Source organism: Methylopila turkensis (genome assembly GCF_027922325.1).
Lineage (GTDB): Bacteria > Pseudomonadota > Alphaproteobacteria > Rhizobiales > Methylopilaceae > Methylopila > Methylopila turkensis.
This window is the reverse complement of sequence record NZ_BSFL01000003.1, coordinates 864,913-891,743: the sequence shown is the minus strand read 5'-3', so window position 1 is coordinate 891,743 and position 26,831 is coordinate 864,913. Positions and strand designations below refer to the sequence as shown.

Below are 26,831 nucleotides of genomic sequence, written 5' to 3'. Positions count from 1 at the left end.
CCTGTCCATGGTCCCTGACAGCCTCTAAGCTCCCGGCGGGGCGCGGGAGACGGCGAGGACGCATGCGTCAGGACGAGACGACCGGCGCGATCGGCGGAGGCGACGCCTTCGGGCCGGCGCGCGAGGTCGGGGCCGGGGCGGACGGCCAAGAGGTGCGGCGGCGGCGCGTCCTGTACGTCGCCGGCTACATGCCGCAGTCGCCGGAGCAGCAGCAGATGCTGCTGCGGCTCGACGTCCGGCGGTTCGCGCGGCTCTGGGACGCGCGCGTCGACGTGGGCCGCGAGGTGACCCATCATCCCGAGACGCCCAGCGCGAGCTGGCCCATCACGCTGACCGGCGAGGGCGTCCATGTGGACGTCACTTACGAGACGCTGCGCTGGGACGACATCGTGGCGCGCGACTTCGCGCAGCCGCTGGCGCTCAAGCTGTTCTACGGCGCCGGCACGATCCTCGAAGGCATCTTCTCCGGCCTGATCCCGCGCGTGAGCCGCGCCGCGCCGCGTTACGCGCTCGCATGGGCCTACCCGGTCGTCGTAGTCTGCCTCGCGGTCGCGCTTGCGGCGCTGAAGGGCGTGGCGGTGGCGTCGCTCTTCGTTGCGCTCGACGTGGCGTACGAGATCGGCTTGGCGGTGGGCGTCGGCGCCTTCGCCCTCGGCGCCGTCGGGCTGCTGCATCTGCTGCGCCGCAGCGGGAGCTTCGTCGTGCACCTGATGGACGACGGCCGCTCGCAACTGCGATACGCGCGGCGCGCCGAGCGCACGCTGCACAAGCGCGTCGACGCCTTCGCCGACCGGATCCGCGCGCTTGTCGCGCTGAACGACGCCGACGAAATCCTCGTCGTCGGCCATTCCAGCGGCTCGTTTCTCGCGATCGACGCGCTCGCGCGGGCGTTCGAGGCCGATCCGGAGGTGGGACGGAAGGGGCCGCGGCTAGCGTTGCTCACGGCCGGCGCGACCGAGCTGCTGGTCGCTCTGCACCCCGCCGCCGGCTGGCTCAGGACGCGCATCGCGCGGCTCGCGGTCGAGCCCTCCCTGTTCTGGGGCGAGGTGGCGGCGCCCTGGGACGCGCTCAACTTTCCCCACCGCGACCCGGTGACGGAGCTGAAGCTCGACGTGCCGCGGGACCGGCCCAACCCGGTCTTCCGGCGGGTCTACCTGTCGAAGATGAAGACCGAGGAGACCATCCGCGACCTGCGCCGCGGCTTCCGGCTTTTCCGCCTGCATCATCAGTTCGTCATGGCGAACGAGATCCGCGGACCGTACGATTACTTTTCCCTGCTGCTGGGCGCCTGGAGCGCGCGCAGCCAGTTCGCGCGCACCGAGGACCGCTCGCTGATGTCGCCCTTGCCCGGCGCCGCCCCGCCGCCCTTGCCGCGGCCCGCCTTCCTCAAGCCGTTGCCCGAACCCGGCGCGCCCGAGCGCAGGTCGGCGTGGCGGAAACTCTGGAGCCGCGGCTGACCGCCGGCCGATGCAGGTTCTGATCGCGGCCATAGGCACGACCGGGGACGTGCTGCCGTTCATCGCGGCGGGGGCGGAGCTGCGCCGGCGCGGCCATGAGGTCACGCTCGCGGCGCCTGCGCCGTTCGAGGCGGCGGCCCGGCGCTCGGGGCTGGACTTCGAAGCGGTGATCTCGGCTCACGAGTATGAGCTGGTTTTCTCCGACCCTTCGCTGTGGCGCCCGCTGATCGGAGCGCGCCGGATGTTCAAGGCGCTGCCGCTCGGCCTCGACCGGATCTACGGTTTCGTCGAGAAGCGCGCCGAAGGCCGCCGGCCTGTGCTGGTCGCCTCCACGCTCGCGATCGGCGCCCGGCTCGCGTTCGAGGCGCTCGGCGGCCATCTCGTCACCGTGCATCTGTCGCCGATGGCGTTTCAGACCCGGCACGATCCCGTCCGCATGCCGGGCTTTCCGACGCCGCGCTGGCTGCCGGAGAAGCTCGTGTGGAAGGTGCAGATCGGCGCCGACCGGCTTGTGATCGATCCGGTGGCGCTGCCGTCCCTGAACGCCGTCCGTGAGCGGCTGGAGCTCAAGCGCGTCAAGCGGCTGCGCCACTGGTGGAACTCACCCCAGAAGGTCGTGGCGATGTTTCCGCCCTGGTTTCAGGCCGCGCAAGCCGACTGGCCCGCGCAGTCGGTGCAGTTCGACTTTCCCGCCGCAAGCGAGTTCGGTGGGGAGACTGAAGGGGTCGATCCCGCGCTCGCCGCCTTCCTCGACGCGGGCGATCCGCCGGTGGTGGTCACCTTCGGCTCGACCCGGCGCCGCACCGAAGCGCTCTACGCCGCGGCCGTCCAGGCCTGCGCCGACATCGGCCGGCGCTGCCTCGTGCTGTCGCGCGCGCCGGTCGTCGTGCCGGCGCGGGCCGCAGCCTCCACCTTCGTCGCGCCTTACGCGCCGCTCGGCGCGGTTCTCGGGCGCGCCGCGGCGCTGGTCCATCACGGCGGGGTGGGCACGACCGCGCACGCCTTCGCCGCCGGCGCGCCGCAGATCGTGGCCCCGCTCGCCTTCGACCAGTTCGACCACGCCGCGCGCGTGGCGCGGCTCGGCTGCGGCCTGTGGCTCCGGTCCGGCCCGCTCGAAAGGCGCCGTCTCGCGGCGGCCCTGCGGGTCGCGCTGTCGTCGCCGGAGATCGCCCGGCGCTGCGCCGAGACGGCGGCCGCCTGCGAGGGCGCGGACGCCGTCGCGCGGCTCTGCGACGAGATCGAGGCGACCGCGGCGGGGCCTGCGCGCAAGCCGCGGCCGCGCCTGCCGCCTTACCCGTACGGTCTCGCGGCGCAGCATGTTTTCGGCGCGTGAAGAGGCCTCAGGCGTCGTCCTTCGGTTAATGGACGCGCTGCGCTGCGGCGCCTAAAAGCGTTCAAGAGTTCACGCCCCTGCCGGTTCCGGGAGCCCTCCCTCCATGTTCAAGAAGATCCTCATCGCCAACCGCGGCGAGATCGCCTGTCGCGTGATCAAGACGGCGAGGCGCATGGGGATCGCGACGGTCGCGGTCTATTCGGACGCCGACAAGGACGCGCTGCATGTGGAGATGGCGGACGAGGCGGTCCATATCGGGCCGCCGGCCGCGGCGCAGTCCTACCTTGTGATCGACAAGATCGTCGCCGCCTGCAAGCAGACCGGCGCCGAGGCCGTCCATCCCGGCTACGGCTTCCTGTCGGAGCGTGCGGCCTTCCCCGAGGCGCTCGCGGCCGAAGGCATCGTCTTCATCGGCCCGAACCCCGCCGCGATCGAGGCGATGGGCGACAAGATCGAGTCCAAGAAGGCCGCGGCGCGCGCCAATGTCTCGACCGTTCCCGGCAATCTCGGCGTCATCGAGACGCCCGAGGACGCCGTGAAGGTGGCCGAGGAGATCGGCTTCCCCGTCATGATCAAGGCCTCGGCCGGCGGCGGCGGCAAGGGCATGCGCATCGCCTATTCGGCGGACGACGTGGCGGAAGGCTTCCGCGCGTCGAAGTCCGAGGCCAAGTCCTCCTTCGGCGACGACCGCGTCTTCATCGAGAAGTTCATCGTCAATCCGCGCCACATCGAGATCCAGCTTCTCGGCGACAAGCACGGCAACGTCATCTATCTCGGCGAGCGCGAATGCTCGATCCAGCGCCGCAACCAGAAGGTCGTCGAGGAGGCGCCGTCGCCGCTGCTCGACGAGGCGACCCGCCGGGCCATGGGCGAGCAGTCCGTCGCGCTGGCCAAGGCGGTCGGCTATGATTCGGCCGGAACGGTCGAGTTCGTCGCGGGGCAGGACAAGTCGTTCTATTTCCTTGAGATGAACACCCGCCTGCAGGTCGAGCATCCCGTCACCGAGCTCATCACCGGCATCGACCTCGTCGAGCAGATGATCCGCGTGGCCGCGGGCGAGAAGCTGTCGATCACGCAGGAAGACGTGAAGCTCAACGGCTGGGCGGTGGAGAGCCGCATCTACGCCGAGGACCCGTTCCGCAACTTCCTGCCGTCGATCGGCCGGCTGAAGACCTACCGGCCGCCGGTCGAGGAGAGTGTCGGGGGCGTCACCGTGCGCAACGACACCGGCGTCGTCGAGGGCGGCGAGATCTCGCTTCACTACGACCCGATGATCGCGAAGCTCGTGACGCACGCGCCGGACCGGCTCGGCGCCATTCGCGCGCAGGCCGAGGCGCTCGACGCCTTCGCCATCGACGGCATCCAGCACAACATCCCGTTCCTGACCGCGCTGATGGAGCATCCGCGCTGGCAGGAGGGCCGGCTCTCGACCGGCTTCATCGCCGAGGAGTTCCCTGACGGTTTCGCGCCCGCGAAGCCTGGCGGCGAGATCGCCGCGACGCTGGTCGCGGTCGCCGCCCAGATCGACTGGCTCACCATGGAGCGTCGCCGCGCGATCTCGCACCAGCTCCGCCGCGGCGCCGCCACCAAGGAGCTGCTGCGCACCATCCTGCTCGACGGCGAGCCGACCCGCGCCGAAACCCGCGCCGACGGCGACGCGGTGTCGGTCCGGGTGCTGGGCGCCGACGGCGTCGAGGCGAAAACCTACCGGGTCTCGACCGAATGGAAGCCGGGCGATCCGGTGTGGCGCGGCGAGATCGACGGCAAGCCGGTCTCGGTGCAGGTGCGCAAGCACCCGCCCGCGGGCTGGGACCTCGCCCATCGCGGCGTCTCGGTCGTCGCCCGCATCCACGGCGCCCGCATCGCCGAGCTCCTGTCGATGATGCCGGAACGTCAGGTCGCCGACACTTCTAAGCTGCTGCTCTGCCCAATGCCGGGCCTCGTGGTCTCGATCGCGGTGGAGGAGGGACAGGAGGTCAAGGCCGGCGAGACGCTCGCCGTCGTCGAGGCCATGAAGATGGAGAACGTGCTGCGCGCCGAGCGCGACGGCAAGATCGCCAAGATCAACGCCAAGCCCGGCGACAGCCTGGCGGTGGACGCGGTGATTCTCGAGCTGGAGTGAGCCGGGCCTCTTGATCGTCGCCGCTCTTCCGAGCGGTCGGCCGAAGTCTCGACGCCTTGGGCCGAACCGCCGCCGTCGCCGACGCGTAACTCCGGCGTGGCCAAAACACTCCGCCTGATCCTCGCCGACCAGCTCACCCGCGAAATCGCCTCGCTCAAGGACCTCGACGCCGAGCGCGACGTCGTGCTCATGGCCGAGGTGATGGAGGAGGCGACCTACGTCGGCCATCACAAGCAGAAGCTCGTCTTCCTGTTCGCCGCGATGCGCGCCTTCGCGGAGGAACTGCGGGGCGAAGGCGTCACCGTGGACTACGTCGCCCTCGACGACCCCGATAACGCCGGCTCGCTCGGCGGCGAGGTCAAGCGCGCGCTGGAGCGCCACGGCTGCGACCGGCTCACGCTGACCGAGCCCGGCGAGTGGCGCGTGCTCGAGATGATGCAGGACTGGCGCGAAGAGTTCGACGTCGACGTCGTCATCCGCGAGGACGACCGCTTCCTGTGCTCACGCGCCCGGTTCGAGGCCTGGGCGCACGGCCGCAAGGGCCTGCGCATGGAGTTCTTCTACCGCGAAATGCGGAAGGAGACCGGCCTGCTGATGGACGGCGATGCGCCCGAGGGCGGCCAGTGGAACTACGACGTCGAGAACCGCAAAAGCCTGCCGAAGGGCGTGACGCCGCCGCGGCGCGCGCGCTTCGCGCCCGACGCGACGGTGCGCGAAGTCATGGCGCTGGTGGAGGCGCGCTTCCCCCGCAATTTCGGGACACTCGACCATTACGGCTGGGGCTGGACCCGGGCGCAGGCGCTGGAGGCGCTCGACGCCTTCGTGCGCGAAGCCCTGCCGCGCTTCGGGGACTACCAGGACGCCATGAAGGCCGGAGAGCCCTTCCTGTTCCACGGCGTCGTCTCGCCCTACCTCAACGCCGGCCTGCTGACGGCGCGCGAGGTCTGCGACGCCGCCGTCGCAGCCTATGAGGCGGGCGCCGCCCCGCTGAATGCGGTCGAGGGCTTCGTCCGCCAGATCCTCGGTTGGCGGGAGTATGTCCGCGGCGTCTACTGGCTGAAGATGCCGGAGTACCGCGACGCCAACGCGCTCGGCGCCGAGCGGAAGCTTCCCGACCTCTACTGGACCGCCGAGACCGACCTGAACTGCCTCGCGCAGTGCGTCGGCGACACCCGCGACCACGCCTACGCCCACCACATCCAGCGCCTGATGGTGCTCGGCAACTTCGCGCTGCTCGGCGGTTTCCGCCCGCGGGAGGTGCAGGACTGGTATCTGCTGGTCTACGCCGACGCCTACGAGTGGGTGGAGCTGCCGAACGTGCAGGGCATGGCGCTGTTCGCCGACGGCGGCATGCTGGCTTCAAAACCCTACGCCGCGTCGGGGGCCTACATCGACCGCATGTCGGACTACTGCAAAAGCTGCCGCTACGACGTGAAGGCGAAGACGGGCGACGACGCATGCCCGTTCAATTATTTGTACTGGGACTTTCTCATCCGGAACGAAGCAACGCTCGGACGCAACCCGCGCCTCGCCATGCCCTACCGCAACCTGTCCCGGATGCCTCGGGAGCGCGTCGACGAGATCCGCGCGGACGCGGCGCGGTTTCTGGATGGACTGCCGGCGACCTACGAGGGGTGAGGGACGCACCCCCTCCCGCGCCGTCATGGTCCGGCCTGACCGGACCATCCCTGTCCGACGCGGAGCTCGACCCAGGAGATAGGTCCTCCGGTCGAGCCGGAGGACGACGGCGAGGATGGACCGACGAATCGAGCCGCCGCGTCACTTGCCCAGAAACGCCGCCTCGGCAGGTGGATGTGGGCGATCTCCGCGTCGTCGAGGCCATGACGATGGAGAACGCGCTGCGCGCCGAGCGATGCGAGATCGCCAGGATCGACCCCAAGCCCGACGACAGCCTCGCGGTGACGCGGTAGTTCTCGAGCTGGAGTGAGCCAACCGGCCCGGATGTCTCAGGCTCGCTTCGGCGGCGCCATCGGGCCGCCGATCTCGACGGCGCGGACGAAGCCCGGCTCCGCCTTGAGCCGGCCGAGATAGCCGGCGATCGCGGGCCGATCCGCGAGCAGGCCGGCGTGGTTCGCCATCTCGAGGATGTAGACGAACTGGATGTCGGCCAGCGTCAGCCCGTCGCCCATGACGAAGCGGCTCACGCCGACCGCGCCCTCAATCAGGTCGAGGCTCTTGCCGAGCGTCACTTTGACGAAGGTCTCCATGCCGCCGGTGAAGCCGCCGTTCCGCGCGCCGACCGCGGCCATCATCACGGGAAAGGCCGCGGTGCCCTCGACGTAATGCAGCCATTCCTCGTGCCGAAGCCGCGCCGACGCGTCTTGCGGCGTGAACCGGCCACCGCCATAGGTCCGGTCGATGTGCTGGAGGATGACGGCGGACTCGCCGATGACCAGCTCGCCGTCCTCGACCACCGGAGCCTTGCCGAGCGGGTGGATTGTCTTCAGCCGTTCCGGCGCGCGGAAGTTCGCGTCGCGCTCGTAGCGTTCGAGCCGGTAGGGCAGCCCGAGTTCCTCCAGCAGCCAGATCACGCGCGTCGATCGCGAGAAGGTCAGGTGATGGACCGTCAGCATGGGCGGAAACCTTGGCGTGCGGCGTTTCGCCGTCGGACCGTGGGGCGCGGGAGCGCCGCCGTCGTTCGACATGGCCGCGCGTCCCTTTAAGCTCGACCTCATGCTCCACTATTTCGCCTATGGCGCAAACATGCGCCGCAGCTCCATGGCGCGGCGCTGTCCGGGCGCGGAGCCGGTGGGGCCGGCGCGGCTCGAGGGCTGGCGCTTCGCGATCTCGCGCGACGGCTACGCGACGGTGCTGCGCGAGGCGGGCGCGACGACCCACGGCGTGCTGTGGCGCCTGACGGAGCGCGATCTCTGGGCGCTCGACGCCTTCGAGCGCGTCGCGATGGGACTCTACCGCAAGGAGAGGCTGCGCGTGCGGGCGCCGGACGGCGCCCGGCGGGCGATCGTCTACGTCTCCCGCTTCGTCGAGCCGGGCGTGGCCGTCTCCGGCTACATGACGGAGATGGTCATTCCGGCGGCTCTCGAATGGGGGCTGCCGGAGCCCTATCTCGCCGAGCTCGGACGGTTTGCGCGAGGAGCCCGCGGCGGCCCCGCGGCGCAGGGAGGGTTTCGATGAGCGAGCCGGTGGCGGAACTGGTGATCAAGGGCCGCGTCCAGGGCGTGAGCTTCCGCGTCTGGGCCCAGGCGACGGCGACCTCGCTCGGGCTTCGCGGGCTGGTGCGCAACCGCCGGGACGGCTCGGTCCAGGCCATCGTGACCGGGCCGGAAGAGCGCATCGCCGCCTTCGCCGAGGCCTGCCGCGCCGGGCCGCCGGAGGCGGAGGTGGAATCGGTCGAGCGCCGCGCCGCGGCCGAGGACGCGCTTCCCGAGCTCAAGGGCGTCGAAATCGCACGCACCGAGTGACCTTGAAGACACGAGATCGCCCTTTACCCCTCCAAATGTGCGGCGCACAATCCGATATTGCTTTGCAACATAAGCGTTCCCTGTGAAACTCTGAGCTCGACCGTCGCAGCGGAGCCTCCGCCCGGCGCGTCAGGAAGCCTGAAGCCGGAACGGCTGAACCCATCGGCCGCCGGCGCGCGTCGCGGATCCCGAGGGTCCGCGCCTGTCGTCACCGCGGCCCTTGCGCCGCAGGAGGTCAGCGGCGGTCCGGCATGGAGATTGGCGGCGTCCAGCGCTTGGTCCTGAAGATCGCGGCTGCGGGCGCGGCGCTGCTGCTCATGCAGGCGGGGTCGCCGGGGGGCGGGCCTGTGGGCTACGGCGGGGACGTGCGGCAGTTCGCGAGCACGGAGGTCGAAGGCGTGATCCGCGCCGCCTGCGTGTCGCCCGACGCGTTCGTGGTGCTGGACACGTTCCGCTACTTCCGACCCGCCAACCTTGACGACGATCTGGTCGATCCCGACCGCCCCGGCTCGTCCCGCATCGGCCATGGCGACATCGTCGCGGCGATCGCCAGGCTGTCGCACGAAAAGGTCACGCCCTACCAGATCGACCCCGTCTTCAACGCCCGCACGCTGGCGCGCGATCTGGCGCGGCTCGCGGGCGACATCGAGCGCGGCCGGATCGAACGGCCGGCGGCCGTCATCAGCTCCATCGTGCTTCCGGTCGATCTGGAGGACGTCAACCGGCGCCTCCCGCCCGACCGGCGCGTGTCGTCGCGCGACATCGCCGCGCGCAAGGCGGAGGTGCTCGACGTCATCGCCGGCGGCTCCGAGAACAACCCCTATCGGATCGTCCGGGACGCGCTTGCGACGCTGAAGCGCGAACGCGTGCCGGTGTTCGTCGCGGCCGGCAACACCGGGCCCGACACGCTGGTCAACGTGCTCGGCCTCGGCGAGGGCGTGTACGCCGTCGGCGCGCTCGACGCGGAGGGGCGGCGCGCCGCCTACACCAGCATGCCGGACCTCGTGGCGCTCTGGGCGCCGGGACAGTTCGTGCTGACTGAGGCGGAAGGCGGCGTCAGCCTGAACCGCGCCGCGGAGGTCGCCTTCCGGGGCGTCGCAATGCCGGACGAGAAGGCGGTGATCGCCCGCTTCGCCGGCCGGCGGCCGGAGGAGGTCGCGCTCAACGTACCCGAAGCGCTGACGCGGGCGCCGGCGCAGATGTCGCCGCGGATGCGGCGCAGCTTCGTCCAGCGCATCCTCGAGCCCGGCGTCTATCGGACGGAGGACCTGCTGACGGCTTACGGCTATCCTCGCTCAGCCGGCCATTTCGTTCGGTCGCTGGAGCAGGGCGCCTACATGCACTACCCCTCCGACATGATCTTCCGCGTCGACAGGGGCGGCCGGCTCGCCTTCGATCCGCTCGGCGACGGCGGGCCGGGCCAGCTCGCCGCCAACGACGCCACCTCGTTCGCGGCGCCGAACCTGTGCGCGTCGGGCCGGTCCGCGGCGCTCGCCCGGACCGCGTCGCGCGGCCGATGAGGCGGGCCGGCCGCCGCGCCTGATGCGCCGCTTTCCGCCCGAACGCATCGTCTGCCTCACCGAGGAGACGGTCGAGACCCTGTATCTCCTCGGCGAGGACCAGCGCATCGTGGGCGTGTCCGGCTACGCCGTGCGCCCGCCGCAGGTCCGCCGGGAGAAGCCCCGCGTCGCCGCCTTCACCACGGCGGACATCCCGAAGATTCTCGCGCTGGAGCCCGACCTCGTGCTGGCGTTCTCGGACCTGCAGGCCGACATCGTCGCCGATCTCGCGCGGGCGGGCGTCGCGACCCACGCGTTCAACCAGCGCGATCTCGCCGGCGTTCTCGCGATGATCCGCACGGTCGGCGCTCTCGTCGGCGCCTTCGGGAAGGCCGACGCGCTCGCGGCCGGCTACGAGGCCCGGCTGCGCGACATCCGGGCGGAGAACGAGGGACGCCCGCGGCCCCTGGTTTATTTCGAGGAATGGGACGAGCCCATGATCAGCGGCATCGGCTGGGTGTCGGAGCTCGTCGGCGTCGCGGGCGGCGACGACGTGTTCCCGGAGCGCGCCCGCAACGCCGCGGCGCGGGACCGCATCGTGACGAGCGAGGACGTGATCGCCGCCGCGCCCGACGTCATCCTCGCCTCGTGGTGCGGCAAGAAGGTCTCGCCCGACCGCATCCGGGCCCGGCCGGGCTGGGACGCCGTTCCCGCCGTGCGGGACGGACGCATCGTCGAGATCAAGTCGGCGCTGATTCTCCAGCCGGGGCCGGCGGCGCTGACCGACGGCCTCGACGCGATCCGCCGGGCGCTGCGGGGCTGAGCGCGAACGGTGGCCCGGGCGCTTGAGCCCGCCGCCCGGCTTGGGTCAAGATCGCCGCGTCCGCCATCGGAGCCGCCATGCCGCCGTCCCACGCCACGCCCGAGACGCTCGCCCGCCGCATCGCCCAGGGTCGGGGGAGGGAGCCGGCGGACCTCGTGATCAAGGGCGCCCGCGTGCTCGACGTCGTCACCGCGACGCTGTTCGAGAGCGACGTGGCGATCGCGGGCGACGTCATCGTCGGCACGTTCGGGGAGTACGAGGGCGCGGAGACGATCGACGGCCGTGGGCTGACCGTGGCGCCGGGCTTCATCGATACGCATCTCCACATCGAATCCTCCCTGCTGACGCCGCTCGAGTTCGACCGCTGCGTGCTGCCGCACGGCGTGACGACCGCGCTCTGGGACCCGCACGAGATCGCCAACGTGCTGGGCGCGGCGGGGATCGACTACGCGCTCAGGGCCGCCGCCGCCGCGGTGATGGACATCCGGGTCAACCTGTCCTCCTGCGTGCCGGCCTCGCCGCTGGAGACAGCCGCCGCTCGGCTGGAGGTGGACGACCTGCTGCCGTTCCGCGGCCGCGAGGGCGTGCTCGGCCTCGCCGAGTTCATGAACTTCCCCGGCGTGCTGAACGCCGATCCCGGCTGCCTCGCCAAGCTCGCGGCGTTTCAGGACGGCCATATCGACGGCCACGCGCCGCTGGTGAGGGGCCAAGACCTCAACGGCTATCTCGCCGCCGGCATCCGCACCGACCACGAGGCCACCAGCTACGAGGAGGGGCTTGAGAAGCTGCGCAAGGGCATGACGGTGCTGATCCGCGAGAGCTCGATCGCCAAGGACCTGCGCGCGCTCTGGCCGCTGATCACGCCGGAGACCTCGGCCTTCGTCGCGCTCTGCACCGACGACCGCAACCCGGTCGAGATCGCGGCGGAAGGCCATCTCGACCACATGATCCGCTGGACGATTGGGCAGGGAGCGCCGCCCGCGCATGTCTACCGCGCGGCGAGCTGGTCCGGCGCCAACGCCTTCGGGCTGCGCGACCGCGGCCTCGTCGCGCCGGGAAAGCGCGCCGATCTCGTGCTGCTCTCGGACTACGAGGGCTGCCGGGTCGAGCATGTCATCGCCGGTGGACGGCTCGTGACCGACGCGCTGTTCGACGCGCGGACCGCGCCCGATCCGGTCGGCCTCGACAGCATGAAGGCCGCGCCGGTCTCGGCCGACGACCTGCGGATCGCGGGCAAGGGCGGGCCGCGGCCGGTCATCGGCGTCATTCCTGGCAAGATCGTCACCGAGCGCCTCACGCTCGACCTCGCGGCGCGCGACGGCGTGGTGGGCTCCGATCTCGCGCAGGACGCGCTGTCGGTCGCCGTGGTCGCGCGGCACGGCGGACCGCGCACCATCGGCCGGGGATTCGTAAAGGGCTTCGCGCTCAAGGGCGGCGCGATCGCATCCTCCGTCGGCCACGACAGCCACAACATCTGCGTGGTCGGGGTCGACGCGGAGGACATGGCCCTGGCCGTCAACCGGGTGATCGCGCTCGGCGGCGGCTTCGTGGTGGCGGGCGGCGGCGAGGTGAGGGCGGAGCTCGCGCTGCCGGTCGCCGGGCTGATGAGCCTCGATCCGCACGAGGTGGTGCGCGAGCGCCTTCTGGCGCTGCGGGTCGCGGCGAGAGCGCTTGGCTGCGGACTGGACGAGCCGTTCCTGCAGGTCGCGTTCCTGCCGCTCACCGTGATCCCGCATCTCAAGATCAGCGACCTCGGCATGGTCGACGTGGACCGCTTCGAGGTCATCGCCGAATGACGCCCGCGACGGATCGGCCGCGCGGCTGCTCCGCCGTCGTTCCGGGACCTCCGCATGCCGGCTGATCCGCTCGGGCGCGTGCTCGAAGGGCTGCCCGAGCGGCGTGTCCTGGTGGTCTCGGACCGCTATCCGCCCGACGCCGCGGGCGGCGCCGAACGCAGCCTGCATCTGATGCTGCGCGAGGAGCCGTTGCGCCGGCTGGCGCTGGTGGCGACCTTCGACAAGGTGCTGGCCGCCCCGGAGCGCCGCAGCGTCGACGGGGTCGAGATCCTGGCCTTGCCGGCGCCCGCGGCGTGGCCGCTGCACCGTCTCAGCCAGTCCGAAGTCGAGGCGCTGAAGCGCCGGCCGTTCGGGCTGAAATGGGCGTCGTTCCTGCGCGAGGTCGCCCGCGACCTTCGCGACGCCCCGGTCGAACGCGCCCGCGCCTTTGGCGTGCGCATCTTCGGACGTCCAGAGGGCGGCGTCGCCATGGACCACCGGACCTCGGGCGAGAGCGGTCTCGAACAGGCGATCGCGCGCATCGTCGCGCATGTGAAACCCGATCTCGTCCACGCCGACAACGCCCGCGCCATTGTCGCCTCCGCCGGCGCGCTGACCGACGTCGGCCCGCCCCTGATCGCGGTCGTCCGCGACCATCGCTTCTCGACGCCGAACTTCCGCCAGACCTTCGATACGGCCGGCGAGGGCGGGACGGGAGGCTGGGCCGCCGCGGCGGCCCACGCCTTCGCGCGGCAGGCGCTCGCCTTCCGGCAGGAGCGGCTGCGGCGCGCGGACCTCGTTCTCGTCACGAGCGCACACGTGGAGGCGCTGGTGCGGGCGGCGGCGGCGCCGGAGCAGATGCGCCGGCGCGCGCTGACGCCGGTGGAGCCGGCGCCCGTCGCCGCCGCCCCGTCGGAGGGGTTCAACGTCGCGGTGGTCGGCTCGCTCAACGCCAACAAGGGGCAGGCGGGTCTGATCGAGGCCTGGCCGGAGGTGCTCGCGCGCCGGCCGGACGCGACCCTCGAGATCGCCGGCGAGGGGCCGGACCGGGCGGCGCTGGCCGCGCTGATCGAACGGCTCGGCGTCGCGGGCCGCGTCCGCCTGCTCGGTTCGGTCGAGGGCGCGGAGCGGGACCGGCTGTTCGCCCGCAGCCACGTGGTGGCGCTGCCGACGCTGTGGGAGGAGCCGTTCGGCCGCGTCGCCGTCGAGGCGGGCGCGGCCGGACGCCCGGTGGTCGCCTACGCCGTCGGCGGACACGCCGAGACGGTCGTCGACGGCGTCACCGGCCGGCTGGCGCCGGCGGGCGACCGCGCCGCCTTCATCGATGCGCTGCTGGCGCTTGCCGAGGACCCCGATGCCCGCGCGCGATTCGGCGATGCGGGCCGAAAGAGAGCCGAATCCTACGCCCCAAAGCCGCTGGCCGCGGGCCTCGCCGAGGTGTGGCGCGAGGTCGCTCGGGGCGCAAACACGGCGCTTTAGCGCGTTTGCGCCATAAGGAGCCGCGAGACGGCGTCACGGTCGGGTGATATTGAGCGCTGATGCCTGCGTCCGCCGACCTCGTGATCGTCTCCTCGCCGCTGCAGTACCTGAACGCCGTCGAGTGGCGCCGCCGCCGCCCGGACCGCGCCGTCGATCTCGTGCTGCTGGGCGACCGGGCGGGCGGGGGGGCTGCGATCGATCTCCTGATGGCGCGGGCTCCGTCGCTCTGGCGCTCGGTCCGGCGCTGCGAGGGGCGGCCGCGGTCCTCGCGCAAGGCCCCGAAGATCCTGCGCGACGCGATCGACCTGCAGCACCGCGCCCGGCTTCGCCGGCTCGCCGCGTCGCTCGCAGGCGGCGGGTATGCGGCTCTCGCTTTCGGCGACTACCGCAACCGGTCCCAGCGCGAGCTGGTGGACCGGATCGCCCATGCCGAGCTGACGCTGCTGGACGACGGTTCGATCACCCCGCAGGCGGCGCGCTGCCGCGCGGGCGAGCCGACGCCCGATCCGTCGCGCTTCGCCGATCGCTGGTTGCGCACGCGGCTCGCACGCGCCCTGTTCGGCGGCGACCGGCCGATCGATCCGCCGCGGCTCACCTTCTTCACGATCTATGGCGCGCTGATCGAGCCGACGCTTCGCCCGGGCGACCGGGTCGAGCGCCACGCCTTCGAAAGCTGGCGGACGGACGCTCCCGCCCGGAGCGGCGACGAGGTCTGGCTGCTCGGCGCGAACCATGTGGAGGCGGGCATCGCCTGCTTCGAAACCCACCGACGGCTGATCGTCGAGGGCGTCGCGGCGCTGCGGCGCGTGGGGTTTCATGGCCCCGTTCTGTACCGGCCGCACCGCGGCGAGGACCGATCGGCCGCCGAGGCGCTCGCGCGTGCGGCGGGGGCGCGGTTCGAGCCCTCGATCACGCCCGTCGAGCTCGCCTATCTCGACGCTCCGGTGAAGCCGGCGGCGGTCGCCGTCGTCGCCTCATCCGCGGCCGACACCCTGTCGGTTATCGATCCCAAGCTGCCCATCGTCCGCTTCGCGCTGCCGGAGGGCTATCTGAAACGGCAGCGGGACCACATCCTCGCCGTTGTTCGCGCGCATGACGCGTTCATCAAGCGCCTGCGCGTCATCGAGCCATGCGACGCGCCGGTTCACAGGTCTCTCGCCATCCGATGACGTCATCCCAGCCTTCGCAAGGACAGGAGCACGAGCAGGGCCGCTTCGCCGGCCGGCGCATTCTCGCTCTCGGGACGTTTGATTCCTTCGTGAAGACCGCCGCCGCGATCGGGCGCCGGTTTGAGGACGAAGGCGCCAGCCTGCGGATCGCGGCGGTGTCGACAGCCACCGGCCAGCTTTCGCCGCGTCAGTTGCGGGCCGGCGGCGTGAGCGAAAGCATCCCGATCGTCTCCACCGAGCAGATCGTGGCGAGCCGGCTGTTCCGCGACGCGCATGTGGCGATCGCGGTCGTCGACGGCGGACGCGCGCGCGAACTGTTCCTGGCGCTGGCCGCCGCCGATTTAAGCCGCGAACGGTCGCGGCCGATCGTCATCGTCGCCTCGCCCGGCGTGGTGCTGGCCGACCATCTCGCGGGGTTCATGAGCCGCGCGCCGGCCGACCTGCTGTGCTTCAACACCGAGCGCGACCTCGCCCTCTACCGGGCCGCCGCCGCCGAGATCGGGGTCGACGACACCAACGGGCTGGTCACGGGGTTGCTCGGCCTTCCGACCGCGCCGCGGGCGGCGCCGGCGGGCGCGCCGCTCGTCACCTTCTTCGAGCAGCCGATCATTCCCGCGCGGCGGATGCAGCGCCTCCACATTCTCGGCGAGCTGACCGCGCTCGCCCGCCGCCATCCGGACGCGCAGGTGCTGATCAAGCTCCGGCACGCCCGCGACGAGACCGTGCATCACGGCGCCCGCTTCCACCTCGAGGATCTTGCGCGCGAGGCGTTCGCCCGCGGCGGGCGCCCGAAGAACCTGAACTTCACCCACGAGCCGGCGTCCGAGCTGCTCGACCGCACCTCGCTCGCGGTCTCGGTCAGCTCGACCGTGGCCGTCGAGGCGATGGCGTGCGGCGTTCCGACCCGGATCGTGTCGGATTTCGGCGTCTCGGAAGCGCTGGGCACGAGCTTTTTCGTTGGATCGGGCTGTCTCGCGCCGCTCGCGTCGCTGGCGCCAGACCTTCCCGCCGTCGTGGACGCGAGCTGGCTCGCCGCCCATTCCGGCGCGACGCCGGACGTCGAAGGGCTGCTCACGCGGTGCCTCGCGCTGGTCGAGGGCCAGGACCGGCTCGAGGCTCCGCTGCCGCTGAGGCCGCTCGTGCCGGCCTACGGCTCGGCGGACTGGCTGTCGTTCGCGCTTGGACAAGGCGGCGCCATCGCGGTCCACGCGCCGCATCTGATCGAGCGTCCGCGCCGGGGAGCGGGCGTGGTCGCGGCCGTCGCGCGCAGGCTGCGCCAAGTCAAACCGTTCACGCCACGCGGGTAAGCCCCTGTAAAGTCACTTCCAAAGTCGAACTTTTCACGTTAGGGTGCGCTGCACAATCGGGACGCATGCATGAGCAATCGATACGCCATCGGCGAGAAGGACAGCCGTCCGTGGGGGTCCTGGGAGGTTGTCGCAGGCGGAGACGACTACGTAGTCAAACGCATAGTTGTCTCGCCCGGCGCGCGTCTTTCATTGCAGCGTCACAAGCACCGCGAGGAACATTGGATCGTGGTGCAAGGTGAGGGTGTCGTCACGCGGGATGCGGAGCGCATCCCGGTGTCGTCCGGCGTCGCGGTTTACCTGCCTCTGGGCTGCGTTCACCGCGTCGAGAATCCCGGGGCTGGGGACCTCGTTTTCATCGAGGTGCAACGAGGAGACCCGCTGGACGAGAACGACATCGAGCGTCTGGAGGACGACTACGGACGCGCCGAAGCGGCGGAGACGCCAGCCACGCAGTGACCGCCGGGCGGTTTGCCCGGAACGGTCGGATTGAGCCAAGCTCGGTCAATAACGCGCAACGATCTTAACAGACCCAATTTTCAGGTTCGGAGACGTGTCATGGTCAAGGTAATCGCCGAAATCGGCTGTAATCACATGGGCAAGATGGAGACGGCGAAGGAGCTGATCTCGGTCGCCGCCCATGTCTGCAAGGCCGACTACGCCAAGTTCCAGAAGCGCAACAACCGCGAGCTGCTGTCCCCCGCCCAGTTCAGCGCGCCGCATCCGGTTCCCGCCAACTCCTACGGCGCGACCTATGGCGAGCACCGCGAAGCGCTCGAGTTCACGGTCGAGCAGCACGCCGAGCTCAAGGAGTTCTGCGAGGCGCAGGGCATCGGGTACGCGACGTCCGTCTGGGACATGACCTCCGCCAAGGAGATCGCCGGCCTGAAGCCGGACCTGATCAAGATCCCGTCCGCGACCAACTCGAACTACGAGCTGCAGGGCTGGCTGGCCGAGAACTACGAGGGCGAGGTTCACGTCTCGACCGGCATGACCACCAAGGACGAGATCGACGAGCTGATCGAGTTCTATGAGCAGCGCGGCCGCGCCAAGGACCTCGTGGTCTATTCCTGCACCTCCGGCTACCCGGTGGCGTTCGAGGACCTCTGCCTGCGCGAGATCACCCGCCTGCGCGAGAAGTTCGAGGGCCGCGTCAAGAAGATCGGCTTCTCCGGCCATCATCTCGGCATCGCGGCTGACGTCGCGGCTCTGGCGCTCGGCGCCGAGTGGGTCGAGCGTCACTTCACCCTCGACCGCACCTGGAAGGGCACCGACCACGCCGCGTCGCTCGAGCCGGACGGCATGCGCCGCCTGGTCCGCGATCTGCAGCATGTCGAGGCGGCCCTGACCTTCAAGTCGAAGGACGTGCTCGATGTCGAGGACGTGCAGCGCAAGAAGCTGAAGTGGCAGCCGTCGCTGCGCGCCGTCAGCTGACGCGCAGCCGACGCTGCATGATCTGAACCTGCGCCGTGGCCGGATCAGTCCGGCCACGGTCGTGTTCGCGTCCCGGTTTCGTCGCTGGCCGGGCCGGACCTCAAGTCGATCGGGGAGAATGCGAACGTGCGGTGCGTGGCGGTGATTCCGGCGCGCGGCGGGTCCAAGGGCGTGCCGCGCAAGAACGTCAGGCCTCTCGGCGGCGTGCCGCTGGTAGCGAGGTCGGTGGCGGCGGCGCTCGGCGCCTCCTCTGTGGACGCGGTCTTCGTCTCGACCGACGACGCCGAGATCGCGAGCGTCGCCCGCGCCGCCGGCGCCGAAGTCATCGACCGCCCGGCCGACATCTCCGGCGACAAGGCCTCGTCGGAATCCGCGCTGATCCACGCGCTCGACACGCTCGAGGCCGAGGGCCGTCCGGCCGACGTGCTGGTGTTCCTGCAGTGCACCTCGCCCTTCACCACCTCGGCCGAGATCGAGGCCTGCGTCGCCGCGATCGGCGTGGACGGCACGGTGGCGGCGTTCACCGCCTCCTCGAACCACGGTTTTCTCTGGCAGGTGGCCGAGGACGGTTCGGCCGCAGGCGTCAATCACGACCACACCCAGCCGCGCAAGCGGCGGCAGGAGCTCACGCCGCAATATCTCGAAACCGGCGCGGTCTATGTCATGGACGTGCCGTCGTTCCGCGCCGCCGGCCATCGCTTCTGCGGCCGCACGAAGCTGATCGAGGTCGACACGCCGCCCGTCGAGATCGACAGCGAGGCCGACTTCCAAGTGATCGAGGCGATCCTCGCAAAGCGCGAGGGGCAGTCGCGCGCGGCGGCCGTGCCGGCCGGCCTCAAGGCGCTGGTGATGGATTTCGACGGCGTCTTCACCGACGACCGCGTGCTCGTGGACGAGACCGGGCGCGAGGCGGTGTTCGCGAGTCGCAGCGACGGCATGGGCCTCGGCCGGCTGCGCAAGCTAACCTCAATCCGGACGCTGATCCTGTCGAAGGAGCCCAACCCTGTGGTTTCGGCGCGCGGCCGCAAGCTTGGCATCGAGGTGCGGCAGGGCATCGACGACAAGCTGCCGGAGCTCGACCGCTGGCTCGCCGAGCATGAACTGACGCGGGCCGACGTCGTCTACATCGGCAACGACGTCAACGACCTCGAATGCATGCGCGCGGTGGGGTTCGCGGTCGCGCCCGCCGACGCCCGGCCGGAAGCCAAGGCGGCCGCGCAGCTGGTGCTGGCGTCCGCCGGCGGCCAGGGCGCGCTGCGCGACCTCTGCGAGGCGCTGATCGCCGCCTCGGGCCAGGCCTGACGGCTCTCGCGTCAGCGTGGAGCGGCGCCCAGCGTGATCCGGCGCAGCCGCTTGTAGAGCCAGTAGAACCCCGCCTTGCGCGCCAGCGCCGCGACGGCGCCCTCTCGGCGTCGCCACGCGGAATCGACGTCGTGGCGCGTGTCGGACGCCGTCAGCGTGGCGCCGAGGCGCGCGAGCGCCGCGCGCGCGGCCGGGCCGTCGCCGGCGGCCAGCGCCGCTTCCACCGTCGCCCGGTCGCGCGCCAACGCCTCGTCCTCCGTACGCGACACGCGGGCCGAGGCGCCGATCAGCGCGCGTTCGCCGGTCTGCAATTGCGGCGGCGGGGGCGCCGTGATGTCCGTCTGCGCGATCCGCGCAAGCAGCGCCTGCGGCGAATGGGTCGCCCCGTAGCCGATCCGGTCGAGCCAGCCGGCGTCCGGCGCCCGGCGCGGCGCGTCGTCAAGGGTCGCGAGCCGCGACAGGTCCACGCCGAGCCCGGAGCCGAACAGCACATGCGATCCGTAGGCGTTGCGCACGCCGAAATCGAGCAGCACGCAGCAGGTCACGCCGTGGTCGAGCGCGTCGAACAGCGCGGTCGACGAGATCGTGGCGAACAGGTCGGCCCCGTCGAGCAGGCTCTCCAGCGGCTCGTAGGAGATGATCAGGTTCGAGGGCCGCGCCGGCAGCCGCTTCAGCAGCGTCTCCATGTGCAGCGTCTGGTCGTGGAAGGTGCGCTCGCCCGGCTGCACCCGTGGCCGTACGACGACGCGCCAGTCCGGGCTCGCGGTGGCGAGCCGCGCGAGCGTCGCCGCGAGGCGTTCGCGGTGCTCCGGGTCGGAAGGCGCCGCGACCTGCTCGGCGAACAGGAATGTCTTCGGCGATCCCGCGTCGCGCGGGGCCGCGGCCGTGACGTCGCGGCGGCGGCGCAGGCCGACGGTTGCGATCGGCTGGTCGGCGAAGGCTGTGCCGCCCGCGAAGTCGCGGAACGCGTCCTCGTCGCGAGGGCCGTTCAGGCACAGCACGTCGTAGCCGAGGCGCCAGGCCAGCCCCTCCTCGAAACGCTCGAACACGAGGCCGTTGAAGCCGCAGAACAGCGCCGGCCGCCGCCCGCCGCGCACCCGCCAGGCGAGCTCATTGTCGTAGCGGAAGCGCGCGATGCGGCTGCCGGTCGCGAACACGCCGATCGCGTCGGCGGAGAAGGCGAGGTCGGAGACCGCCAGCGGCCCGATCCAGGCGTCATGGACCTCGAACCGGTTCGTGATGCGCGAGAGCACGCCCGGCGGCAGCGCGCCCGGCGCATGCAGCGCGAACGAGACCGTCCAGCCGGCCGTTTCGAAGGCGTCGGCGAGGGGCAGGGCGCCGAAGATCTGGCTGTCGAGATCGCAGGCGAAAAGAACGCGCTTGGCCATCACGCGAAAACGCCGCCTAACGATGCAACCGATGTTTTGAGGACAGCGTTTTGAGCGCGAGGATCCAGCTGCGGCCTTTCGATGGGACGGCATCGCGGATCTGCCTGAAAAATCAGCAATGCATTCATCCCCATCGGACGGCGAAACGCGCCGCCGGCGCGTTTCCGGCATACGTCGGAGCCGCTTCGGCCGCAACGTCGGCGGGACAGGGGCTGTCGGCGGATAGTGGCGTGCGCCTTGCGTCGGCATGGTCAGGCGCGACAACCAAAGGGACGTGCAGCGTGAAAATCAGGGTCGGCTTCGAGATCGTCCATTCCTTTCCGCAGCCGACGCCGCTGTTGATGATGCTGAACGTCCATCCAAGCCGCGAGCTCGACCTGATCGAGCCCGACACGGTGACGTCCTGGCCGCCGACGCTGATCGACACCTATGTCGACGGCTTCGGCAACGTCGCGAGCCGCGTGCTGGCGCCGGCCGGGGAATTCACGCTCCGCACGGACGCGCTCGTGGCCGACAGCGGCATTCCGGACGTCGCGGCGTGGAACGCGGTCCAGCATCCGGTGGAGGAGCTGCCCGACGACACGCTCGTCTACCTGCTCGGCAGCCGCTACTGCGAGACCGATCGCCTGGTCGCCGATGCGTGGCGGCTGTTCGGCCAGACGCCGCTCGGCTGGGGCCGGGTCGCCGCCATCGTCAACTTCGTGCACAATCATATCCAGTTCGGCTACCAGCATGCGCGCGCGACGAAATCCGCGTTCGAGGCCTATCAGGAGCGCCAGGGGGTCTGCCGCGACTTCGCGCATCTCGCGGTGACCTTGTGCCGCTGCATGAACATTCCGGCGCGCTACGCCACCGGCTATCTCGGCGACATCGGCGTGCCGAAGGACCCCGCGCCGATGGACTTCAGCGCCTGGATGGAGGTCTATCTCGGTGGGCGCTGGCACACCGTCGACGCCCGCCACAACCATCCCCGCATCGGCCGCATCGTGATGGCTCGCGGCCGCGACGCCGCGGATGTGGCTCTCACCACGGCCTTCGGGCCCAACGAGCTTCGGCGCTTCACGGTCTGGACTGACGAGGTGGTCGAGTAGGCCGCCCTCGGATATAAGGGCGCGACCTCCGATCTCTGGGATGGACGCTGTGGACGTGACCCGCTCGCGCCGCTTTTCGGTCGCGCCGATGATGGACTGGACGGACCGGCACTGCCGCCTGTTCCATCGCGCGCTGACGGGGCGGGCGCTGCTCTACACCGAAATGGTGACGACCGGCGCGGTGCGCTTCGGTCCGCGCGAGCGGCTGCTCGGCTTCTCGCCCGAGGAGCAGCCGGTCGCCGTGCAGCTCGGCGGCTCCGAGCCGGCGGAGCTCGCCGAGGCCGCGCGCATCTGCGAGGGCTTCGGCTACGCCGAGATCAACCTGAACGTGGGCTGTCCGTCCGACCGCGTGCAGGACGGCCGTTTCGGCGCCTGCCTGATGGCCGAGCCGGTCAGGGTGGCCGACGGCGTCGCGGCGATGAAGGCCGCCGTGCAGGTTCCGGTCACCGTCAAATGCCGAATCGGGATCGACGACCAGGACCCGGAGCTGGCGCTCGACGAACTGGCGGACGCGGTGCTCGCCGCCGGCTGCGACGCGCTGATCGTGCATGCCAGAAAAGCGTGGCTGAAGGGGCTGAGCCCGCGCGAGAACCGCGACGTGCCGCCGCTCGACTACGATCGCGTGTTTCGGTTGAAGGCGCGGCGGCCGGAGGCGCACATCTCGATCAACGGCGGAATCGGCTCGCTGGCGGAGGCGGAGGCGCTGCTGCGGCCACGCGCCGGCGTCGCGCTCGACGGCATCATGCTCGGCCGGGCCGCGTACCAGAATCCCGAGCTGCTCCTGGGCGTCGACGCCGCGATCTTCGGCGCCGCCGCGCCTCATGAGGACGCGCGGTCCGCGGTCGAAAGCCTGTTCCCGGCGATCGCGGACCATCTCGCCGCGGGCGGGCGGCTCTCCAACGTCACGCGGCACATGCTCGGCCTTTTCCCCGGCCAGCCGGGGGCGCGGGCCTATCGCCGGCTGCTCAGCGTCGAGGGCCCGAAGGCCGGCGCCGGGCTCGACGTGCTGCGCGCCGCGCTTGACCTCGTCCGCGAACGCGGCTCCCTAGGCGCTCCCGCCGAGGCCGCCGCCTGACACGATCCGCTCGCGGCGGTTTCTCCGGAGCCCGCCGATGGACGTCTTCTCCGCGCTGCCTCTTCGCGAACTGGTCGAGCTCGGGCTCGGCCTCGTCGCCGCGGGCCTCGTCACCGGCGTGCTCGCGGGACTGTTCGGCGTCGGCGGCGGCGCGGTGATCGTGCCCGTGCTGGCGGAGCTGTTCGACCACATCGGGGTGCGCAACGACGTCGAGATGCAGCTTGCGGTCGGCACCTCGCTCGCCATCATCATCCCGACCTCGATCCGCTCGTTTCTCTCGCACCGCGCCCGCGGCTCCGTTGACGAGGCCGCGCTTCGGGCGTGGATCGCGCCGGTCATCGCCGGCGCGCTGCTCGGCGTCGGCATCGCCGCTTACGTCACCTCCGACGCGTTGAAGGTCGTGTTCGCGGCGTTCGCGGCGGGCATGTCCGCAAACCTGCTGTTCGGCCGCGAGAGCTGGCGGATCGCGTCGGAGCTGCCGTCGCGGGTGGTGACGGGCCTCTGGGGCTTCGTGTTCGCAGTGCTTTCGGCGCTGATCGGCATCGGCGGCGGCACGCTCGGCACGTTGTTCCTGTCGCTTTACGGGCGGCCGATCCACAAGGCGATCGGCACATCGTCAGCGCTCGGCACGCTGATCGCGGCGCCGGCCGCGCTCGGTTACGCCGTGGCCGGCGTTCCGCATCTCGCCGACCTGCCGCCGCTGTCGCTCGGCTATGTGTCGCTGATCGGCGTCGCGGTGCTGGCGCCGGTCTCGGTGCTGGCGGCGCCGCTCGGCGTGCGGATTGCGCATGGCTTGACCAAGCGGCAACTCGCCGTCGCGTTCGGGCTTTTTCTGGCGCTGACCTCGCTGCGCTTCGCCTACGATCTCGCGACCTGACCGCGTGGCGCTTCAGACGTTGACGCCGAGCGACGCCAGCATGCCCTGCCCGTAGATGAACAGCAGCGCGAGCCCGACCGCGAGCGCGAGCCAGATCGCGACGTGGCGCAGCGCGTCGCCGCCCCGGCCGGCGTAGCGCGCGAACGCGCCGGGCCCGATCCAGACCGCAAGGCAGATGGCCGCGATCGCCGCGGCCCAGCGCTCGTTCGGGAAATCGCCGATGCCGCCCGCGAGGTCGGCGACCACGAACACCACGATCGACGCCAGGATGGCGACGATCAGCATCTCGGAGGCGCTGCGCTTGTTCACGGGGCGGACGTCCTCGGCGCTGCGCCGTCGCGGAAGGCCTTGCGACGCGCCGGCAGCAGGCGCATCGCGGCGTCGCGCTGGTCGTCGGACATCCGCGCCCAGGCGCCGATCTCGGCGAGCGTCCGGAAGCAGCCTTCGCACCAGCCGGTGGCCGGATCCATCACGCAGATGGACACGCAGGGGCTTTTGATCGGGCGGCGAGTGAGCATCCCGGATGCTTCGCCCAACGGGACGGCGCGATCAAGAGACGATCACGTCATCCCTTGGGCTGCGACGAGCGCGGCGAGCGCCGCGATCTCCGCCACATGCGCCGCGGCCCCGCAGACGTCGCCGGTGACGCCGCCGATCTGGCGCCGGGCGAGGGCGGTCACGCCGAGCGCCGCCATCGTCGCGGCGACGGCCGCCGCCAGGCCGGGACCAAGTCCTGCGGCCAGCATCGCGAGCGCCGCGGCGAGAAACCCGCCGGTCAGGACGGCCCGGACGCTTGGCCGGGCGGCGTGGCCGGCGCCGTCGGCGCGCGCCGGGGGCAGCAGCGCGGCCGGCGCGAAGGCTACGGGGCGGGCGACGATCGCCGCGGCGGCGATGGCGAAGGCCGCCTCGACGCCGAGGCGTTCGCCGAGTTCGGCCGCGAGCGCCACGCGCGCGATCAGCGCGAGCGCGAGCGCCGAGGCGCCGTACGATCCGACGGCGCTGTCGCGCATGATCGCGAGCTTCGCCTCGCGGGTCCGGCCGCCGCCGAAGCCGTCGGCGACGTCGGCGAGGGCGTCCTCGTGCAGGGCGCCGCTCAGAGCGACCGCAGCCGCGATCGCAAAGGCGGCGGCGGGAAGCGATCCGAGCCCGAGCCAGAGGCCGGCGGCGAGAACGGCGCCGGCCGCCGCGCCGACCGCCGCGCCCGCGAGCGGAGCGGCCGCGGCCACCCCGTCGAACAGACCCGCCCCGTCGCGCGCGCCGAACCGTTCGGGCGGCGACAGGCGCGTGAAGAACCGCAGGGCGTCGGCTACGGCGTCGAGACAGGTTCGCAAGGAGGGGCGCTTCATGAGGCTCGGGCGCGCGGATCGTCGGCATCAGACGCGTAGCACGGGCGCCTCGGGTTTGCTTGGCGGCGTCGGTCCGATCGGCTATGTGCGATGCAGCAATCACCCTGTCCGACGCATGAGGTCTCCCATGGCGCGCCCAACCGAGGTCGCCGTCCCGTCCACGCCGACAGGGCTGCCGTTCGACGACATCCGCGTTCTGATGGCGCGCTTGCCCGGTCCTTCGGCGGAGGCCGTCGCGGCGACCCGGGCGCGCGAGGCGCAGCTTGTGAAGCCCGCGGGCGCGCTCGGCCGTCTGGAGGAGATCTCGGAGTGGCTCGCCGCCTGGCAGGGCAAGGCGCCGCCGACCGTCTCGCGGCCGCTGGTCGCGATCTTCGCCGGCGCCCATGGCGTCGCCAGCCGCGGCGTCTCGGCCTACCCGGCGTCGGTCACGCGGCAGATGCTCGACGCCTTCGGCAACGGGCATGCCGCGATCAACCAGATCTGCGCGACGTTCGACGTCGGGCTGAAGGTGTTCGACCTCGCCGTCGACAGGCCGACGCCGGACATCACGACCGACGCCGCCATGAGCGAATCCGAATGCGCGGCGACCATGGCCTACGGCATGGAGGCGATCGCTGGCGGGATCGACCTGCTGATCGTCGGCGAGATGGGCATCGGCAACACCACCGTGGCGGCGGCGCTGTCCTGCGCGCTCTACGGCGGCGCGCCGGAGGACTGGGTCGGCCGCGGCACCGGCGTCGACGACGAAGGGCTGGCGCGCAAGGCCGAGGCGGTGCGGGCGGCGCTCAAGCGACACGAGGGCCATCTCGCCGATCCGCTGGAGGCCTTGCGCCGCGTCGGCGGGCGCGAGCTCGCGGCGATGGCGGGCGCGATCCTCGCGGCGCGTCTCGAACGCGTACCGGTCGTGATCGACGGCTATGTGGCGAGCGCGGCCGCGGGCGTCCTGCACGCGCTCGATTCCAGCGCGCTCGACCACTGCGTCGCAGGCCACCTGTCGGCCGAGACGGCGCACCGACGCCTGCTGCAGCGGCTTGAGCTGAAGCCGCTGCTCGATCTCGGCATGAGGCTGGGCGAGGGCTCCGGCGGAGCCTTGGCCGCCGCCATGATCAAGGCGGCGGTCGCCTGCCACACGGGCATGGCGACCTTCGCGGAGGCCGCCGTGGCCGACCGAGGCTAGGACACGGCGGCGAACCGCCGGCCGGCGCGGCGCTCGATGGCGTTGACGGCGCGCCGGATGATCTCGACCAGCGCGAGATAGAGCAGCGCGGCCCAGAGATAGACCGAAAAGTCGAGCGTGCGGCCGTAGACGTAGCGGGTCGCGCCGAGCAGGTCGAACACCGTCACGGCGCTCGCGATCGAGCTCGCCTTCACCAGCAACACCAGCTCGTTGCCGAGCGGGCGCAGGCCGCCGATCAGCGCCTGCGGCAGCAGCACGCGGGCGTAGAGCGCGAACGGGCCGAGGCCGAGGGCGGACGCCGCTTCGCGCTGGCCTGCGGGCAGGGCCCTCACGCCGCCCCGGATGATCTCGGACTGATAGGCGGCGGTGTTGAGCGTGAAGGTCAGGATCACGCACCAGAACGCGTCGCGCACCAGCCACCACAACCCGATGGTCTCGAAGGCCGAGCGGAACTGGCCCGCGCCGTAATAGACGAGGAAGGTCTGCGCCAGCAGCGGCGTGCCGCGGAAGAAGGTGGAGAAACCGAGCGCGAGGTTGCGGGCGATCGGGCCGCCCTCGAGCCTGCAGACCGCGAGCGGGATCGCGAGCGCGCAGCCGAGCGGCGCGGCGAGCGCGACGATCTCGAGCGTCACGCCGAGGCCGGACAGCAGCCGGGGGCCGTAGCGCGCCATCAGGTCGACGTCGAAGCCGAGCGCGCCCCAGACCGCGAGGAACGCCTGTCCGAGCGCCTCCAT

Annotated in this window: 25 protein-coding genes; 19 read left to right on the top strand and 6 right to left on the bottom strand. The window is 71.4% G+C overall.

The window, feature by feature from the left end:
* The first annotated feature begins 62 nt into the window (after nt 1-62).
* From PKE78_RS15420 to PKE78_RS15405, 4 genes are all read left to right on the top strand, one after another.
* Nucleotides 63-1,457 (top strand): hypothetical protein, encoded by a 1,395-nt coding sequence (locus tag PKE78_RS15420; RefSeq protein ID WP_271201790.1) that lies wholly within the window; start codon nt 63-65, stop codon nt 1,455-1,457.
* A gap of 10 nt (nt 1,458-1,467) precedes the next feature.
* Nucleotides 1,468-2,790, top strand: a complete 1,323-nt coding sequence (locus PKE78_RS15415) for a glycosyltransferase (RefSeq protein WP_271201789.1) — start codon at nt 1,468-1,470, stop codon at nt 2,788-2,790.
* 103 nt (nt 2,791-2,893) lie between these two features.
* Complete coding sequence (locus PKE78_RS15410) at nt 2,894-4,912, top strand: acetyl-CoA carboxylase biotin carboxylase subunit (protein WP_271201788.1); 2,019 nt, start codon at nt 2,894-2,896, stop codon at nt 4,910-4,912.
* 96 nt (nt 4,913-5,008) lie between these two features.
* Nucleotides 5,009-6,550: a cryptochrome/photolyase family protein gene (locus PKE78_RS15405; protein WP_271201787.1), complete on the top strand. Its 1,542-nt coding sequence runs from the start codon at nt 5,009-5,011 to the stop codon at nt 6,548-6,550.
* Nucleotides 6,551-6,879: 329 nt separating this feature from the next.
* Here PKE78_RS15405 and PKE78_RS15400 read toward each other — a convergent pair whose 3' ends face one another.
* Nucleotides 6,880-7,506, bottom strand: a complete 627-nt coding sequence (locus tag PKE78_RS15400; RefSeq protein ID WP_271201786.1) for a glutathione S-transferase family protein — start codon at nt 7,504-7,506, stop codon at nt 6,880-6,882.
* On the opposite strand from PKE78_RS15400, the gene PKE78_RS15395 reads away from it, so the two are divergent.
* The 11 genes from PKE78_RS15395 to PKE78_RS15345 all read left to right on the top strand — a co-directional run bounded on the left by PKE78_RS15395 (nt 7,505) and on the right by PKE78_RS15345 (nt 19,143).
* Nucleotides 7,505-8,068, top strand: coding sequence for a gamma-glutamylcyclotransferase family protein (locus PKE78_RS15395; RefSeq protein WP_271201785.1), 564 nt, complete (start codon nt 7,505-7,507; stop codon nt 8,066-8,068). The genes PKE78_RS15400 and PKE78_RS15395 overlap by 2 nt on opposite strands.
* Nucleotides 8,065-8,355 carry an acylphosphatase gene (locus PKE78_RS15390; RefSeq protein ID WP_271201784.1) on the top strand — a complete coding sequence of 97 codons (291 nt, stop codon included), beginning with the start codon at nt 8,065-8,067 and terminating at the stop codon, nt 8,353-8,355. The genes PKE78_RS15395 and PKE78_RS15390 overlap by 4 nt, the downstream gene beginning before the upstream one ends.
* Nucleotides 8,356-8,606: 251 nt before the next feature.
* Nucleotides 8,607-9,875 (top strand): hypothetical protein, encoded by a 1,269-nt coding sequence (locus tag PKE78_RS15385; protein WP_271201783.1) that lies wholly within the window; start codon nt 8,607-8,609, stop codon nt 9,873-9,875.
* Nucleotides 9,876-9,897: 22 nt separating this feature from the next.
* The gene (locus PKE78_RS15380) at nt 9,898-10,677 is read left to right on the top strand and encodes a cobalamin-binding protein (protein ID WP_271201782.1); all 780 of its coding nucleotides are present in this window, start codon (nt 9,898-9,900) and stop codon (nt 10,675-10,677) included.
* A gap of 77 nt (nt 10,678-10,754) precedes the next feature.
* Nucleotides 10,755-12,473: an adenine deaminase gene (gene ade, locus PKE78_RS15375; protein WP_271201781.1), complete on the top strand. Its 1,719-nt coding sequence runs from the start codon at nt 10,755-10,757 to the stop codon at nt 12,471-12,473.
* A gap of 54 nt (nt 12,474-12,527) precedes the next feature.
* Complete coding sequence (locus PKE78_RS15370; RefSeq protein ID WP_271201780.1) at nt 12,528-13,931, top strand: glycosyltransferase; 1,404 nt, start codon at nt 12,528-12,530, stop codon at nt 13,929-13,931.
* Nucleotides 13,932-13,990: 59 nt separating this feature from the next.
* A complete protein-coding gene (locus PKE78_RS15365; protein WP_271201779.1) occupies nt 13,991-15,100 on the top strand; it encodes a hypothetical protein in 1,110 nt (369 codons plus the stop codon).
* The gene (locus PKE78_RS15360) at nt 15,097-16,407 is read left to right on the top strand and encodes a DUF6716 putative glycosyltransferase (RefSeq protein ID WP_271201778.1); all 1,311 of its coding nucleotides are present in this window, start codon (nt 15,097-15,099) and stop codon (nt 16,405-16,407) included. Before PKE78_RS15365 ends, PKE78_RS15360 begins: the two co-directional genes overlap by 4 nt.
* 69 nt (nt 16,408-16,476) lie before the next feature.
* The gene (locus tag PKE78_RS15355) at nt 16,477-16,866 is read left to right on the top strand and encodes a phosphomannose isomerase type II C-terminal cupin domain (protein ID WP_271201777.1); all 390 of its coding nucleotides are present in this window, start codon (nt 16,477-16,479) and stop codon (nt 16,864-16,866) included.
* Between the two features lie 99 nt (nt 16,867-16,965).
* Nucleotides 16,966-17,841 carry an N-acetylneuraminate synthase family protein gene (locus PKE78_RS15350; RefSeq protein WP_271201776.1) on the top strand — a complete coding sequence of 292 codons (876 nt, stop codon included), beginning with the start codon at nt 16,966-16,968 and terminating at the stop codon, nt 17,839-17,841.
* A 135-nt stretch (nt 17,842-17,976) separates the two neighbouring features.
* A complete protein-coding gene (locus PKE78_RS15345; protein ID WP_271201775.1) occupies nt 17,977-19,143 on the top strand; it encodes an acylneuraminate cytidylyltransferase in 1,167 nt (388 codons plus the stop codon).
* A gap of 11 nt (nt 19,144-19,154) precedes the next feature.
* On the opposite strand, the gene PKE78_RS15340 is transcribed toward PKE78_RS15345, so the two are convergent.
* Nucleotides 19,155-20,531, bottom strand: coding sequence for a DUF6716 putative glycosyltransferase (locus PKE78_RS15340; protein WP_271201774.1), 1,377 nt, complete (start codon nt 20,529-20,531; stop codon nt 19,155-19,157).
* 281 nt (nt 20,532-20,812) lie between these two features.
* Between PKE78_RS15340 and PKE78_RS15335 the strand changes: the two genes are divergently transcribed.
* The 3 genes from PKE78_RS15335 to PKE78_RS15325 are packed head-to-tail and all read left to right on the top strand — an operon-like array spanning nt 20,813 to nt 23,574.
* Nucleotides 20,813-21,622: a transglutaminase-like domain-containing protein gene (locus PKE78_RS15335; RefSeq protein WP_271201773.1), complete on the top strand. Its 810-nt coding sequence runs from the start codon at nt 20,813-20,815 to the stop codon at nt 21,620-21,622.
* Between the two features lie 40 nt (nt 21,623-21,662).
* Nucleotides 21,663-22,697 carry a tRNA dihydrouridine(20/20a) synthase DusA gene (gene dusA / locus PKE78_RS15330; RefSeq protein ID WP_271201772.1) on the top strand — a complete coding sequence of 345 codons (1,035 nt, stop codon included), beginning with the start codon at nt 21,663-21,665 and terminating at the stop codon, nt 22,695-22,697.
* Between the two features lie 37 nt (nt 22,698-22,734).
* Nucleotides 22,735-23,574 carry a sulfite exporter TauE/SafE family protein gene (locus PKE78_RS15325; protein WP_271201771.1) on the top strand — a complete coding sequence of 280 codons (840 nt, stop codon included), beginning with the start codon at nt 22,735-22,737 and terminating at the stop codon, nt 23,572-23,574.
* A 12-nt stretch (nt 23,575-23,586) separates the two neighbouring features.
* Here the strand turns inward: PKE78_RS15325 and PKE78_RS15320 are convergent, their stop codons facing one another.
* The 3 genes from PKE78_RS15320 to PKE78_RS15310 form a co-directional block, all read right to left on the bottom strand.
* Complete coding sequence (locus PKE78_RS15320; protein ID WP_271201770.1) at nt 23,587-23,883, bottom strand: hypothetical protein; 297 nt, start codon at nt 23,881-23,883, stop codon at nt 23,587-23,589.
* Nucleotides 23,880-24,059 carry a DUF1289 domain-containing protein gene (locus tag PKE78_RS15315; protein WP_309299111.1) on the bottom strand — a complete coding sequence of 60 codons (180 nt, stop codon included), beginning with the start codon at nt 24,057-24,059 and terminating at the stop codon, nt 23,880-23,882. Before PKE78_RS15315 ends, PKE78_RS15320 begins: the two co-directional genes overlap by 4 nt.
* A 75-nt stretch (nt 24,060-24,134) precedes the next feature.
* On the bottom strand, nt 24,135-24,905 hold the full coding sequence (locus tag PKE78_RS15310) for an adenosylcobinamide-GDP ribazoletransferase (protein WP_271201768.1): 771 nt from the start codon (nt 24,903-24,905) through the stop codon (nt 24,135-24,137).
* Nucleotides 24,906-25,047: 142 nt separating this feature from the next.
* Here PKE78_RS15310 and cobT point away from each other — a divergent pair, with 142 nt between their 5' ends.
* Complete coding sequence (cobT, locus tag PKE78_RS15305; RefSeq protein WP_271201767.1) at nt 25,048-26,097, top strand: nicotinate-nucleotide--dimethylbenzimidazole phosphoribosyltransferase; 1,050 nt, start codon at nt 25,048-25,050, stop codon at nt 26,095-26,097.
* On the opposite strand, the gene PKE78_RS15300 is transcribed toward cobT, so the two are convergent.
* Nucleotides 26,094-26,831: an ABC transporter permease gene (locus PKE78_RS15300; RefSeq protein WP_271201766.1), complete on the bottom strand. Its 738-nt coding sequence runs from the start codon at nt 26,829-26,831 to the stop codon at nt 26,094-26,096. The genes cobT and PKE78_RS15300 overlap by 4 nt on opposite strands.